Annotated in this window: 10 protein-coding genes; all 10 read right to left on the bottom strand. The window is 36.0% G+C overall.

Features of this window, described 5'->3' with window-relative positions; genetic code table 11:
• Positions 1-157 precede the first annotated feature (157 nt).
• The gene (locus tag FBT53_RS15165; protein ID WP_136952041.1) at positions 158-1,930 is read right to left on the bottom strand and encodes a glycerophosphodiester phosphodiesterase family protein; all 1,773 of its coding nucleotides are present in this window, start codon (positions 1,928-1,930) and stop codon (positions 158-160) included.
• Between the two features lie 8 nt (positions 1,931-1,938).
• Positions 1,939-3,327, bottom strand: a complete 1,389-nt coding sequence (locus FBT53_RS15160; protein WP_136952040.1) for a RagB/SusD family nutrient uptake outer membrane protein — start codon at positions 3,325-3,327, stop codon at positions 1,939-1,941.
• 11 nt (positions 3,328-3,338) lie between these two features.
• The gene (locus FBT53_RS15155; RefSeq protein ID WP_136952039.1) at positions 3,339-6,821 is read right to left on the bottom strand and encodes a TonB-dependent receptor; all 3,483 of its coding nucleotides are present in this window, start codon (positions 6,819-6,821) and stop codon (positions 3,339-3,341) included.
• Between the two features lie 143 nt (positions 6,822-6,964).
• Entirely contained in the window at positions 6,965-7,960 is a 996-nt protein-coding gene (locus FBT53_RS15150; protein ID WP_136952038.1) for a FecR family protein, read from the bottom strand.
• A gap of 64 nt (positions 7,961-8,024) precedes the next feature.
• Positions 8,025-8,567, bottom strand: a complete 543-nt coding sequence (locus tag FBT53_RS15145; RefSeq protein WP_136952037.1) for an RNA polymerase sigma-70 factor — start codon at positions 8,565-8,567, stop codon at positions 8,025-8,027.
• A gap of 253 nt (positions 8,568-8,820) precedes the next feature.
• Complete coding sequence (locus FBT53_RS15140; RefSeq protein ID WP_136952036.1) at positions 8,821-10,077, bottom strand: serine hydrolase; 1,257 nt, start codon at positions 10,075-10,077, stop codon at positions 8,821-8,823.
• 214 nt (positions 10,078-10,291) lie between these two features.
• The gene (locus FBT53_RS15135) at positions 10,292-12,367 is read right to left on the bottom strand and encodes a prolyl oligopeptidase family serine peptidase (RefSeq protein ID WP_169630378.1); all 2,076 of its coding nucleotides are present in this window, start codon (positions 12,365-12,367) and stop codon (positions 10,292-10,294) included.
• 330 nt (positions 12,368-12,697) lie between these two features.
• The gene (locus FBT53_RS15130) at positions 12,698-13,228 is read right to left on the bottom strand and encodes a hypothetical protein (protein ID WP_136952034.1); all 531 of its coding nucleotides are present in this window, start codon (positions 13,226-13,228) and stop codon (positions 12,698-12,700) included.
• 383 nt (positions 13,229-13,611) lie between these two features.
• Positions 13,612-15,009, bottom strand: a complete 1,398-nt coding sequence (locus tag FBT53_RS15125) for an aminotransferase class V-fold PLP-dependent enzyme (protein WP_136952033.1) — start codon at positions 15,007-15,009, stop codon at positions 13,612-13,614.
• A 46-nt stretch (positions 15,010-15,055) separates the two neighbouring features.
• A complete protein-coding gene (locus FBT53_RS15120) occupies positions 15,056-15,358 on the bottom strand; it encodes a helix-turn-helix transcriptional regulator (protein ID WP_136952032.1) in 303 nt (100 codons plus the stop codon).
• Positions 15,359-16,176: the final 818 nt, after the last annotated feature.

Raw genomic sequence — 16,176 nt, 5'->3', positions numbered from 1 at the left:
TTTGAAGTGAATTTTCTTCGTGTCATATAAGTAAATTTAAGTTTCTTTTTAAGAACTTAACCTACTGTCCTGTTTTTGGGGGGATGCTCAATAATGCAAATAAAAAACCCAGTATAACTACTGGGTTTCTGCTGAATGAAAATTAAACTACACGTACCTAATTATGCAATCCTCTTTTTCTTAAATACTGTAATAATAATTGCGGACGGTCTGTTTGTATCATATCTACATGGTTGTTAATAAACCAATCGTACACCCTAGGGTCTAGATTTGCTTTTTCATCGTCATGCCCGCTGTTATGATGCGGCCATAAAGAGTTTACCCAAACAGATGCTCCTTTTTTACGTATTTCTGGAAATTTAGCCACCAAAGAAACGGAGTCGTCTGGCACCGTAAATTCAAAAGCTACGGGCACTTCTTCGTTTAGATACGCTTCTACCATATGTTCTGCATCTGGCTTACTGGTTCTAACAATGGGCATAAAAAAAACCTTGTCCAAATAGTGGCCAAACTCCTTTTTTACTTGCTTATACGGTATTGCTCCCTTGATAACTACTTGTCTTGTAGTTCCTGTTTTTTCAGCAATTGCAAAACATTCTTCAAATATGTTGTAACTCTTATCCAAATTCACTAAAATTTTTCCTTTAGCCACCAACAAAGCCTCTTCTAGCGTGGGTATTTTATGCGCTGTTGTATGCCCAATACCATCTTTTAAATGTAGCGTTTGTATATACTCCCAAGTAAGGTCTTCTACTTTTCCAGAACCGTTGGTAGTACGGTCTATAGTTTGGTCGTGCATTAAGATTAACTGACCATCTTTGGTTTTGCGTACATCCAACTCTACCATATCTACCCCCATATCTATACAATTTTGTATCGCTTGCAGGGAATTTTCTGGAGCATTACGCCAATCACCCCTATGTGCTACCACAATAACCTGGTTGTTATGCGCATCTTCTAAATTGGCACGTAGCAGTTCAACCTTATCGCTATCACCATGTAAGTTCCTTAATCCTTTGTCCTGTAAATAAGAGATTAACTCTGCCGGTCTATCCGTCATAATGGCGTTAGCACCCTGATCCAGCAACCAACCCCAAGATTTATCTGCCCCTTCTAATAAAGCCATCTCATCGGTTCTGCCAGCACACAACTCATCCCACAAGGCTATAGCCATAAAACCATCATTCCTTGCTTTAAATTTTTCTTTTGCCAATTGTAATGGAATGGCGGTCTCACTATCAAAAATAGTTTCGTAATACACAGGATTTAAATCTACTTCATAATCCTTATATAACTCGGCTACGTTTTCATTTTTGTACCATAGTTTAGGCATGTAAATAATACTATCCATTAAAGTGCCGTACTTTTTGCGCATTAGTTGCACCGCATCATTGCCTTTAAATATGGCATGATCAATGGTACCCGTTTCCTTAAGCACTTCATAGGCCTCCCTTACCCATTTACTTTCCGTTTTATCCAAGTTCACCATGGCTTTGCCTTTTACCAAAAGCATTACTTCTTTTAGGGTAGGCACTTGTTGTCTAGCATGTCTTACTCCGGCCGCATTCTTAAGACGTAACTTTTTTATTTCGCCTAGCGTTAATTCACTAACCTTACCACTACCATTGGTAGTCCTATCCACAGTCTCATCATGCATAGCCACCAAATGACCGTCTTTGGTAAGTCTAAAATCGAGTTCGATGATATCTACGCCCAGATCTAAACACCTTTGTACCGCAAGTAGTGAATTTTCTGGTGCATAGCGCCAATCTCCCCTATGGGAAACTGCCAAAACGTAGTCTGGATTGGGGTTTTTAAATTGATGTAAAATCTGTTCTGCTCTGGTAGCTCCATTTTGAGCTATAGCTACAGGTATACTAGTCATCAAGGTGAATACCACCTTGACAACTAGTTTTATATTGATTTTCATACGCTTTTTTAGTATCCTGGATTTTGAACTAATGCTGGGTCTGCCGCAATCTGGCTCGCTGGTAATGGCAATAACAGTTTATTTGCATCTGAGACACCCAATACTTCTTGTGCTCTACCCTGTCGCAACAAATCAAACCACCTGTGGCCCTCCCAAACCAATTCTAATCGCCTTTGAAGGTCTATTTCTTGGAAAATAGCATTCTTATCTTCCCCGCCGTCATAATCCGATAAACCGGCTCTTTCTCGTATCTGATTTAGATAGGCTACCGCATTACTGGCGCTTCCAAGCTCATTTTCCGTTTCTGCCAACATTAATAACACATCTGCATACCTAAGCACTACCCAATCACTTGCAGAATCGCCAACTACTGTGGTAGGTACTGCTATTTTATTGGTATAGGCCAAACCTGATTCCAATGTACCCACATACACATCTTTTCTGGTATCATTGGCCGTGTACAACTGATAGAATTCTGGTTTTAATACCCCGTGACCTTTTGTACCAGCCATACTACCTTCTTGTCTTGCGGTTGGGTTAAACATACGGTAAGCATCGGACCCCTCGCTATTACTATTGATACCAGAAGCAAATTGTACTACAAAAATTAATTCGTCATTCAATTCGTTCTCCAAAGAAAACACTTCGGCTACTGGAACTAGTTGATGTACGTTGGCATCCACAACCTTAGTTAAACTGGTTTTAGCTGCTTGGAAATCTTGCCTTGTTAAATACACCTTGCCCAGCAATGCTTGGGCCGCAGTTTTTACCACACGGCCTTTATTGCTTTCTGTTCTAACTGGCAAATAGCCTTCTGCTTCTTCTAAATCTGCAATAATCTGCGCATAAACATCTGCTACCGCTGTGCGTTCTTGCCCAAAATATTCTTGTGGATTAACCACTTCGTCCGTAATCAATGGTACATCCCCAAACGTTCTTACCAAATTAAAATAGAGCAATGCCCTAATGAACAACATTTCCCCTATTCTAGCATTTTTTGTTGCTTCCTCTGTATATGCCACATCGCCAATACGATTTAATACAATATTAGCGCGTTGTATTCCTTTAAATGCATCTTCCCAAACATTGGCAATTAAACTACTTTGTGGAATTACATTGTAATCATCTAACATACCATAATTACCACCGTCATTGGCTGGGGTTTCATCGTATGCATCTTCCCCTGGCAATTCGCCCACAGCAGGAAAGGCGGTATCATAATTACCTGTAAATTGTAAAGCTGCATAAACAGCATTCACGGCCTCTTCCATCTCTGCCTCGTTAGCATAAAAATTATCTGCTACCTTGGTAGTTGTAGGGTTTTGTATTAATTCGTTTTCACAGCTTATAAGGCCAACTGCCATTACAACACTGGTTATATAAAGTAACTTTTTCATTGTATTGGTTTTTAGTAGGTTATTTTTAATCCGACGGTATAGGTTCTTGCAATTGGATAATTGCCACCAGAGTTGTACCCCGATGTTAGAATATTACTGGTGGTACCATCTGGGTTCCACCCGCGCCAATCTGTAGCCGTAAACAAATTATTACCAGATAGGTATACTTGTAATCCCTGTAATTGTAACTTGTCTAGTATATTTTTTTGGAAAGTATACCCTAAACGAACATCTCTAAACCTAAAATAATCGCCATTATTTTCATCTACCGTAACGGAGCTTCTTAAGATTTTTCTTGAGTTAGAGAAATTACCAAAATTAGGCTGGCCCAAGAAACCGTCTGGATTATTTACAGGGTGATACCTGTTATTGAAATAATATTTGGTTGGTACCGCAAAACCTTCTCCGGCTTCCGTTAAAGAACTTAAATCGCCATCTAATAATGTTCTGCCGGCAACACCTACAAAATTGAAGCTTAAATTGAATCCTTTGTAATCTAAATTGGCACCAAAACCATAAGTGAAGTCTGGCGCAAAAGTACCTTTGGCAATCTTATCGTCATCATTAATTTGTCCATCACCATTAACATCTACAACCCTTAAATCTCCAGTAAGCGTGCCGTCTAAATGTGGTGTGTTGTCTATTTCTTCTTGAGTCTTAAAAACACCATCTAGCTTATACCCATAAATTTCTGCAATTGGCCTACCAATTTGTGTTACAAACAATTGATCCCTACCTGTTGCTATCCTGTCTTGGCCAGGACCCAATGCCAATACCTTGTTCTTGTAAGAAGTAAGGTTTGCATTAAAACCAATACCAAGGTCTCCCGCCTTGAAACCGTTTCCAAAAATTTGAAATTCCCAGCCTTGGTTTTCCATTTCACCAATATTGGCCAACACATTGTCATAACCGGTTTGCTGCGGTACAGGTACATCTAACAACAAGTCTTTTGTGTTGGTTTTATAATAAGCCATATTAAAATTCAACTTATTATTGAAAAACCCTAAATCCAATCCTATGTTTAGAGAAGATGCTACCTCCCATCCTAAATCTGGATTTGGAGCAGATGTAGTTATGTAACCTGGGGCAATACCGTTACCAAATACATAATTTGAATCGGTTACCAAGGCTTTGGAAGCATAAGTACCAATCTGGTTATTTCCTGTTTGCCCCCAACTGGCCGAAAGTTTACCAAAACTTAAGATGTTTGAGTCTGGAAAAAATGTTTCTCTACTAAATACCCAGCCACCGGCAATGGATGGAAAATTACCCCAACGGTTATTTACACCAAAACGAGATGATCCATCTCTACGTATAGCCGCCGTTACTAGGTACTTATCATCAAAATCATACTGTACACGACCTAAGTAAGACTCTAGTGCCCAAATACCCACATCTGCAGTAGCAGTAAATGCACTGGCACCACCTATATTCTGTATGTTATCATCTGCAAAACCAGTGCCTACAACCCTTGTGTAATCAATTTTCTCTTTTTGAAACGTATAACCTGCCAATACATTAAAATGATGTTTACCAAAAGTTCTATCGAAGGTTAGCGTATTCTCTAGCAAATAGTTCACTTTATTTTGCTTACGCTGTTCGGCATTTGCATCTGCTCGTGGTGCAGGTGTTCTGTAAGAACCAACTCCTATTGGGTAATAGTAATCCCTTACATAAGTATCGTAATCTCCACCCAAAGAAAATCTATAGGTTAACCCCTTGATTATTTCCGCATCTAAAAAAGCATTACCAAAAATTCTAAATCGGCTTTTTTCATCTGTGATTAAATTAGCCGTTGCCACTAAATTCTCTACAGGGGTACCATTGACCCTAACGCCTTCAATTTCGCGTTGTTCATTAACCAATTGATCGCTAATGTCGATACTTCCATCCGCATAATAGGGGCTATACATGGGAAAACTTACTGAAATTAAACCCAAAACACCATTACTACGACTACCTTGGTCTACGGAGTTTTCTACCGAGTAGGTTGGTTTTAAATTCACACCAAATTTAATCTTGTCCGTAATCTTGGTCTGCATATTCAAAGAAGCAGAATACCGTTTAAAATCTGTGCCAATTACTACTCCCTCTTGATCAAAATAACCTAAAGAAGTAAAGAATGTTGTTTTCTCGTTTCCGCCAGAAATAGAAAGTGCATAATTAGTTATTGGAGCGCTCCTAAACCCTTCATCTATCCAATCTGTGTTCAACAAACCTGGCACCCCATTTAGGTAAGGTTCTAGTTCGGGCAAAAATAATTCGCGACCATCTATTTGCTTTCCATTTATAAGTTTAGTTACCCTTACACTATTTGGGTCTGTCTCACTTCTATTTAAAGGGTCTTTAGAAACATACCCCCAGTTTCTAGATTCCGTCAAGAATTGGGCATGTTCATAAGCATCTACCAACTCCACACCAGAGCTTTGTTGTTGTATACCTCCATATGTTTCTAGAGTAATTCTTGTTTCTTGGTTAAATTTACCTGCCTTTGTGGTAATTAAAATGACCCCGTTAGCTGCTCTAGAACCATAAATTGATGCAGATGCCGCATCTTTTAAAATATTAATATCCTCAATATCATTTGGATTAACAGAGCTTAACGTACTCCCTTCTGTTAAGGGAAAGCCGTCCACAACAATAAGTGGATTAGAACCTGCAGTCAATGTTCCTGTACCTCTAATTATTATTTGCGAATCTGTCCCTGGTTGTCCGTTAGATTGATTGATTATAACCCCTGATAATTTACCGGCCAATTGCTGGTCTACGGAGGCAGCGGTAACATTTTGTAATTCTTTACTTTTCATCGCTGCCACTGATCCCACTACTTTTGCCCTTGCCTGTTGCCCGTAACCAATTAAAACAACTTCTTGTAAACTAGATGATGCCAGACTTAATTGAATGTTATATTCTATTTGAGTACCCACGGTAACCAGCTCCATATTATACCCAATATAAGATACCTCCAAAACGGCTCCGGGGTTAACCTCTAGTACAAAATTTCCGTCAAAATCAGTAGCGGTACCGTTGGTTGTACCTTGTTCCACCACCGACGCCCCAGGTAGTGGCTGCCCATTTTCATCTAGTACTTTTCCTTTTATTTCTTGAAATATACTTTCTACTATTGCTTTAGTAGCCTTGGGTCTTTTGTCTATAGAAATATTATAATTAAGTCTTCTAAAAGCCAAGCCAGCATCTTTGGCTAATAATTCTAGCACAGAACGCAAAGAAACCTTATTATAACTAAGGTTATACTTATTTTTAATGCCGGTTATGGATCTACCGTATACAAAATTAAAATCGGTTTGGTATTCTATAGCGGTTATTACCTCTTCTATGGTTGCTTGTTTTAGATGCAGGTCTACCGTTACTTGATCCAACTTTTGGGCTTTGACATTTGATGCCAATAGCGGATTCAAGAGCGCCACAATCACACAAATAAAATAGACTTTCATTGTTAACGCTATAAATTGCTTAATAGTTAGTGAATTCATATCTTCACAGAATGTTTAATGGTTAATTATTAATCGTTAAAAAGCTTTGCAGTCTGTAGATCCTCGCCAAAGTTTCGCAGGCTGCTTTTGTTTTAAATAATAGTGTTTACATAGTGTATTTTTTTAGAGTTTGTTGTTTGGATCTATTCCTTGCAAAGGCCTTTAAATAATACTTGGTTACCTTCTTTAATTTCATAATCAAACCCTTTGGTGGCAAACTTTATACTTTCTAAAACCACCTTTAAATTTGCTTTTTCATATCTGGCCGTAACGTGACAATTCTTTAACCCTTGGTGTTTAAAATGGACAGTAATTCCATACCTTCTGCTCAACATATTAGCCGCTTCGGAAAAGCTGATATCATTAAATCTGATGATACCATTTTTCCAATCCAGAAAATTCTCATTGGATACTTTTGATTTGGATAGCGTATTTGCCGATTTGTTGAAATAGGCCAACTCCATAGGGTTCAATTCCAAAATATTATTAGATTCTGCTTTTGTATTAAATACCTTTACCTTACCGGTTTTAACAGTAACAGCGATAGCCTCGTTAAACGAATATGCATTTACATTAAAAGAAGTGCCTAACACTTGGGTATCTATAGCATTGGAATGCACAACGAAAGGTTGTTCTTTATTTTCTGCTACTTCAAAAAAAGCTTCGCCTTCTAAAAAGACCTCTCTTAGTTTTTGCCCTTTAAACGATTTTGGGAAGTTAAGTTTACTACCGGCATTAAGGGTTACTTTAGTACCATCACTTAGATTTATGGTTGCTCTTTTTCCCCAATCTGTTTGTTGTGCCAACATTTCTACTTGGGCCACCTTCGCCTTATTATATTCTTGGCCCTTACTCACCACCATATAACCCAAACCAATTAATAAGACTAAAGAAGCGGCAACTTTAAATACTTGTCTTATACCTATAGAAAAAGACTTCTTGTTATCCGTAGCTTTGATTTGAGCTTGTATTGCTGAAAAAATATTCTTTTCAATAGCTTTTTCCTTCTCAACATCAAAAGGAATAACTTCTTTATTTTCATATGAAGCTAAAACACGGTCCACAAGTTCTTTTTCCTTTTGGGAGCAATTACCTGCAGTGTATTTTTCTATTAAAATTTGTAACTCTTTTTCAGTCATCTTTTGGTTCTCTATTACTAAGAGTTAAAAATGACCAAGCACCCTAAATGAAAAAGCTATTTTTTTAAATAAAGAATAGGAAAGATGCCATTGAAGCAGATAACTTCTTGATTGACTGCGAAATATGATATTCTACGGTCTTGGTAGATACATTCATTTTTTTCGCAATTTCTTTATGAGATAATTCTTGATGTCTACTTAACCTAAAAATCTGCTTGGTTTTATTTGGCAAACTGTTTATCTCTTTTTCTATTTTTTCTTTGGTTTCTAAATAGTGTATATGCTGTTCTGTGGTGTTTTCTGCATTTAAAGCATCCATGTGTAGTAAAACATCTTTAAACACAACAGATTTCTTAAGATGCTCCAAACATTTATTTCTTGTTATACTGTGTAAATAAGAACCAAAATGTTGAATATTCAAATGATCACGTTTCTCCCAGAGTATACAAAAGACCTCTTGTACAACATCCTTGGCCAATGTTTCATCTTTTAAAAAGCCAACAGCAAAGTAAAACTGTTTTTTCCAGTGACGGTCATACAACTGCCTAAACGCCAATTGATTGTCTTTCTTAATCAATTGAAACAATTCTAAATCTGGCGCAGTCATAGTGGTCTAATCTGTTTAGAGCAATGATAGCCACTTTAGGTAAGTAGGGTATTAAGTAAAGTTTAATTTTAGAATATGGAATCTTTACACCCAATCTAAAACAAGGTAATTCTTATTACTAGATAAGACAAAAGTTAGCGAACCGGGAAGTTGATTTTATCTTAAAAACTACCGTACACGATTCAGCAAAAAAAACAAATCAAAAAGGGTGTAGTAGCTAGTATTCACCCACTCTTTTGATTGCCCTGAAGCACTATTTCAATTTGTCAAAATACGCATTCATTAAGTCCCAGATGGCATAATACTCTAATTCCTTTGCCCTATTGTCATTCCCCATATCGGTATTTATGACTATGTATCTGCCCGTTTTTTTGTCCGTATCAAAATACATCCAAGTACCAACACCTGCATCGCCTCCAGAGTGCCCAACATAGCCTTTGGCACTGTAACCTATAAACAAAGCAGGGCTATAATCTCCATTGTAAGGATTAGAAGCATTTCTATACTCAAAATTATCTTCTTGGAGTTGTTTAGTAAAAAATTCGCTATAGCCTTCTTTACTTAAAAGTGTTCCTTTTCCGGCATATCCTTTGACCAATTCTGCTAGATATTTCGCCATATCGGTTGGTGATGATATGAGCATACCATCTGGATAGGTCATTGCGGTGTAAAAAGGCAATACAGAATAGTCGTTCCTATAGAGTCTTGAATGTTTTGACACATCAATAGCTTCTAACGACCAACCCGAAGCATTCATACCTAAAGGTTTTAGTATGTGTTCTTTTGTAAACACATCAAATGGTTTACCCGTTGCTTTTTCAATAACAAGTGCACAGAGCGTTGCCCCAATATTTGAATAATTGTATCGTTCTCCCGGATTAAAGTCTATATAATTGTTCTTGTTGTAGTACGCCCCATTTTCTTTTAAATATCCCCTTACATATTCCTCCATTGACACTTTACTGCTGTTTGGGTTTAACTGTTGTGCTGGATAATCCGTTCTTATACTAGACAAGTCTTGGTTCTCCGTTAAGTACCAAGAGGTGTTCATGTAAATTTCAGAATCATTGATTCCAGATGTGTGGGTTGCTAAATGTCTAATGGTTATGGTTTCTTTGGGGCGATAGGGATTTGTTACCTTAAACGGAAGGTAGTTGTTAACCGGATTATCAAGTTGTAATTTACCCAATTCTTGAGCTTTTAGTAAGCTAATCCCAATCAATGTTTTAGAAACGGAAGCTATGTGCTGAACCGTATTTTTTGTATATTTTTCTTTGGTCTCAATGTTAGAAAATCCAAAACCTTTCTCATAAAGCACGCCATCCTCATTTACCATTGCAACCCCAAATCCTATAATTTCCCCATTCTTTTGAATAGAATCTAATTTTGCCGTCAATGAATCTTTAGCCGTTAGCGCTTCGGTTTTGTTTTCTGGGGTTGTTGATTTTTTTTGGTTACAGGATACGATTAAAACACCAAAAAGAAAATATAGAATAGCGGTTTTGTTCATTGGTTCTATCTTTTATTCGGCTAATTTAAGCTAATCTACACAACGCCAAATTACGGAAATCCGTGCTGTTTAAAAGGACTAAATATCAAAATGGCAGAAAAGGAAATAGATAAACTAAAATTAGATAAATATACTAGCTGATATAAACTACATGGTAAGCTTTATCATGTGCCTTAATTAATCTTTTTTTGATAAAACACAAGAAATAATATACTTATAGTTCGCTTTCTAGAAAAAATATTGCTTTTATGAAAGCATCATTGGGAAGATAGTGACCTTCATCTTTATATTTTAGATACAAATAAGGATTTGTTGTTTTTGAATTAGAAGTTTGCAAATGAGCTATATATTTAGCGGATGCTGAGTTTGGAACCAAATCATCTTTTTCACCAACCATAAGTAAGGTTGGTGGATATTCTTTTAAACTATTGAAATGAATTACCGGATCCATTTTATAAAGAGCGGACACACCTTCTTCCGTTTCTACATCACCAAAATCATAAATTTGGTCAGACTGGCTATAATTCTCGTGATTGGTTAGTCTTAATGGATTCATCCCAGCGGAAAGGCCAGCTGCTGCTGAGAACCATTCTGGTTTCTCGTTTAATGCCATTCCACAAGAGATTCCACCTGCACTTCCAAACAATAAACCAACACGTTCTTTGTTTACTAGATTAGAATCTCTTAGGTGTTTTACTGTGGATAATACATCTTTCCAGGAATTTTCTTTTTTATCGAGGATACCATCAAAATACCATTGTTGTCCTTTTTCAGCTCCACCTCTTACATGTGCGATTATAAATTGATTACCGTCTAGTATAAACTTCTGTATTGCATCCTTATTAAGGGGGGTGGCATTTATACCATATGCTCCATACGCATAAACAATGGTTTTTAAATCCGGATTTAATTTGAAGTCTTTCCTGTTTACTATAGTTACTGGTACTTCCTTATTGTCATGTGATTTTGCAGATATAACTTCATAGGTTATGTTGTCATACTCCTTAGGATAAGGATCTGTAAGTAAATTGGTATGGACCCCTTTTCCATTGACATTATAGAAAGCCGTTCCTTTTCCCCAATCTGTGGTATAGAATACTAGGTTATCAATATCGGCAAAGGAATTATATACCTCAATATTTACTGTTGGATAATCAATGTCTACAAGCTCGTTACCATTATTAGTTATTTTATAGAGTTTTGAGTCAATGCCGTCCTCGTTAACTACAACGTAAATATCTTCTTTAGTTACAGCAATTTCGCCTATGTTAGAATCGGTTTCAGGAACGAATAAAGTCTCCTTGTTGGTTAAACCATTTTCAGTAATGTCAGCTTGTTGAACGACTAATTTATTATTGATATATGTTCTATAAATGAATTTTCCATTTCTTTCATCACCAAAATATGTAGTACTATCATGTATGGCAGCAAGTCTATTCCATTTTGGATTTGGTTTAGTAAATTCTTCCCTATTGATATAAAAAGATTCATAAATATCTCCAGCATTTGCCACGTAAGCCTGCAGGATAGGTGAAGAGCTACTTGAGGTTATTGGAATGAGCCAATTTTCATTATTAGCATTAGGGTAGTCTTTGTGTGAAAAAATTTTGGATATCTGTTTATTCTCAAGATTAACCGATGCTATATAAGAATCCGTAGCATTATCCTGGTAGGGAAACGCAATGTAAGCAATACTATTTTCTCCAAACCAAGTAGAACTCAGGTAAAAATATGGATTTACACCTTCGTTGGTAGAAAATAATAATTCTTTTTTAGGATAAGAATAGACAAATAATTTGTGTCCTTCATCAGTTTCATTATAGAAGGATAACGCTTTTCCAGCGTAATTAATATTTATTTCGGATGCACCTTCTAACTCTGGAAATTCAATTTTATTAATAACATCGTTCGTTTTGTAATTGTATTTGGCTAAAAAAGTGGTTGAATCTTTTGAAATAGTAACAAAAGCAATGGAATCATTTAGAGGTCTATGCTTTCCATATGAAACGAAGTTACTTTTAGTTAGATTATTTATATTTTCTTCAAAAGCTTTATAGGATGGTTTGTCAAAATAGTTTTTGACCAGACTATCTTGATACTTAGTAAACTCATTGAGTTGGGTACTTTCAAAAGTTTCAAAACCTGTATAGTGATTTACATATTTTAATCCTTTAGAAGACACATTAATGGAATCGTCGGTAAATAGCCTATAGTTATAAACTTGTCTTTTGGTCTCTTTCTGGCACGATAGAAGAATTAAGCTTATTAATGGAAAAAGGAAATATCTCACAATTAAAAAAAGATGTTAGTTAGTTTTTTGAATAGCACTAAATACGAAATAAATAAAATATAAAGTTGTAATCATATCAAATATTGTAACTAAAAGTATTGTATTGATTACATATTAAAATATTCAGTTTGTGATTTAGTCATCTTGCACATAACAATACCATCCACAAAATAAGAAATATCGCTTTTGTATAAAACTACTAAATCTTATCCCGACAGGAAATTTTTTTTAACCTTCAACGCTTTAGCTCTGTACAGCACGCCAGCAAAATAGCTTTTGCTTTCCGCTATGCACTAGAACCTCTATTATACAGTACCATGGAAGCCTGTATTATATGTGGTTTAATATTTTTTTCATTTCCCTGATTGGGTTAGTATAGTCAGCCATTTTCTTCCCTTCTCCTATATGTATTACAGTTGTATTCAATCGGTTTGTTAAATCTTTGATAGGCATATTTTCTAAAGGGCCGAATTCGTATTTCCACCACTCTAGAGATACTAGATTATGATTCTGAAATCCAGTCGTACTTCGGTCGTTATCCGTAGAATAAATGCCAATTTCGCCTACCAATGTGTTTAGATTTTCAAATTCAATTATTATTCCATCATAAATCAGTTGTCCGTAAAACGCCTCCTTAAAAATTGTTTCAATATCTTTTAAATCAGATGCTTTTATATCTGTCAGAACAACATTATATTTAGTTAGCGCATTGGTGATTAGCCAGCACTTTTTTCTATTTACATAAAATACTGTCGCCTTCCATTTACCTAGGATTCTATCCTCAGCATCGTGGTTGTTAGAAATTAGTTTCTTGACTAATTTTTCAAGTTTTTTGGTGGTATGTATTCTGGTTCGTTTCAAATCTTGTACCCTATAATAAATTCGAAATTGCTGTTATAGCTTCTATAAAATTACTAAATAAACCAAACTCATGAACAAGTTCTATAGCCCAGTTCTTTGTAATTTATAGCATGGGGTTGCAACATAGACGATGGCATCTGTACCAGACCTATCTGAATTTTAGGCAGAAGCTACAAGTAATGCTACCAGCACTTGGTGGTTTTCTGTTACAACTAGTTGTTGTACTTCTTCAAGATTCAAAGAATCTATACTTCATTTTATAGAATATATTCCGCCTAAACTTTGGTGTTATAATTAATTTGCTCATCATAAAACATGGTAGATTTCCAACTTATACTACCTATTAAACCTACCTTTTCAATATAAATTTCAGTTTAATTTTTTTAGTGAGAAATCATTTTTAAAGCTTTTTCAAATGACTTTACAGATTTTGTAATATCTTTTGTAGTTGTTGCCCAAGAACATATACTAACCCGTATAACTTTTTTATCATGCCATTGAGAACCTCCCAACCAGCATGTTCTTAATGCTTGTATCTGCTCTAAGACATCCGCAGTAAGTTTATCCGTATTACAGCGTACTACCACTTGGTTAAAAACCACTTCATTTTCCACATAAAATCCGTCTATTTGTTCTATTTCTAGTGCAAATTGTTTTGCTCTCTGGTGCATGGTAAGTACCATACTATCTACTCCTTCTTTACCTAGATATTTTAACACAGCCCACAATTCAACTATTCTGGCTCTGCGAGACATTTCTGGTGTATAAAACATACCGTCTCTTTCTTTACTTTGTACCAGATAACTACCAGACATATGTAATGCGGCCGTCATCGCATCTTTATCTGCACATAGAATTATACCAGAATCATAAGGCGTATTTAAGGTCTTGTGACCGTCTACTGCCCAAGAAGTTGCCATCTCTATTCCTTTAGTTAAATGTGCTAACTCTTTTACAGCTCCTGCCCACAAACCAAAAGCACCATCTATATGCACCCAACTATTCGCTTTTCTTGCTTTTTCACATAGGACTTCAAAAGGATCAAAAGCACCACTATTTACATTTCCTGCTTGTAGAATTAGGATGGTATTAGCATCCAATTCTGGTATTAGTTCTGGAATAACTCTACCTTCCCTATCCACATCTACCCACTCAATATTATCTACCCCTAGCCCTAAAATTGCTACCGCCTTTAACACCGTAGAATGCGCCTGCTTACCAGTTACAATTCTTATTTTGGGAGAACCATTAAGCCCCTTTTTATTGATGTCCCAATTATTTCTTTGAAGTATTCTATACCGGGCGGCGGCTAACCCACACAAATTTGCTGTAGACGTTCCGCTTACAAAACCTGCAGATGTATGTTGCGGTAATTGAAACAAATCCCTTAACCATTTTTCTACCACACTTTCTAATTTACTGCCTATTGGAGAAAGCACATGCATAGCTGGGGCTTGATCCCAATAGGTAGCTAAGTTTTTTGCTGCCAAACCCACAGGAACCGCGCTACCACAAACAAAACCAAAATACCTACCTCCTAAGGTAGCTGTAGTTGCAGGACTACCATATTCATGCAATTGTGTAATCACATCTTCTGCCTTACTAGAACTCTTAGGGAGTTCCTCATCAAACACAGTTAAATTGGCGATGGCTTGTTCTGTTGGATACACATTTCTTTCATAAATAGTATCCAAATAGGCGAATGAAAACTGTTGGGCTTGGTTAAATATTTCTCTCGCTTTCATTTCTTGAAACATGCTATCCTGTAAATGATTTTTCATACTATAAATTTATAAATTGGTAATTGTCGATTTATTGTTGTAAAATTTAAAGTTCGTTTCTAAGTTGATTAAGGTATTTTTCTATGTTCTCCTCATTTCTTTTAAAATAAGTCCATTTACCAATTCTGGTTGCCGATACCAGACCAACCTTCTGTAGTTGAGACATGTATTGAGATATGGTTGATTGGGATAAATTCGCTTTTTCTTTTATGAACACTAGGCAAACCCCATAATCAAAGTGACCGAGTTCTTTATGCGGCGGAAAATTATCCGCTGGGTTCTTGAGCCAATTTAAGATATTTACTCTTACGTGATTAGATAGTGCTTTGTTGACCTCAATTAGATTCATACCGCTAAGATAACAAATCTATAAATACCGATTTGATATTGTTACACTCCCATAGCGACTTTGTAACGCGATGTAAACTACATTCTTATTATGGATAAAAACACGAGGTCTTGCATAGAAAATAGCTTATGAAATGCCTGAATTTTACATCAAAAAGAGCTTTAAGCAGTGCTGAGACACTCAGCTAACTGAGTATATCTCTAAAGTAGCCCTTTGCGCTAATTTTAGCCTTGATTAAGAATCTAAAATTAAGCGTCAGTATTCATAACAAAAAAACGATAAAAGCCGAAAACCTTAAAATTGCCAAGCTATTCAAAAGGAGTTGGGCAATGGTTAGCCGTTGTTGTAAAACGTTTTTTACTAAGAAAACAAAAATCCGATTATAAATAACAATAGAAAATAAAATATTGGAAGCATACTTATCAATCCCCAAATTATATTTCTCTGTCTGCTACCTTTTTTTCTTAGATATAAAAATAAAGCATTGAAAAATGAAAGTACTGGTGAACAACAAATCATATAAAGGGAGATTCTTTTACCTTTTGCATAAATCTGCCAATCAGTTAGATTGAATCGGAATTGCTCAACGTAAATATTAATAAAAATTCCTATAACTAAGAGTCCGCAAATCGAAATCGCTAGAATCTCAAATAGGTGTAAATCTTTAATCCATCGAACAATTTTCAAATTCATAATTTTCAATATCATGTTTTGTCTCTTTGATGGTAAAACCCTCATTATAACCTGTGTTAAATATAACTTTCCATATAGTGAGTTCTATCAATCCATAGCAAAAAATGGTATAACCTCTTCTATTT

The sequence above is a fragment of the Flavobacterium sp. ASW18X genome, from assembly GCF_005144745.1.
In the GTDB taxonomy this organism is placed as follows: domain Bacteria; phylum Bacteroidota; class Bacteroidia; order Flavobacteriales; family Flavobacteriaceae; genus Croceivirga.
The sequence above is the reverse complement of the archived record's forward strand: the minus strand, read 5'-3'. Positions and strand labels throughout refer to the sequence as shown.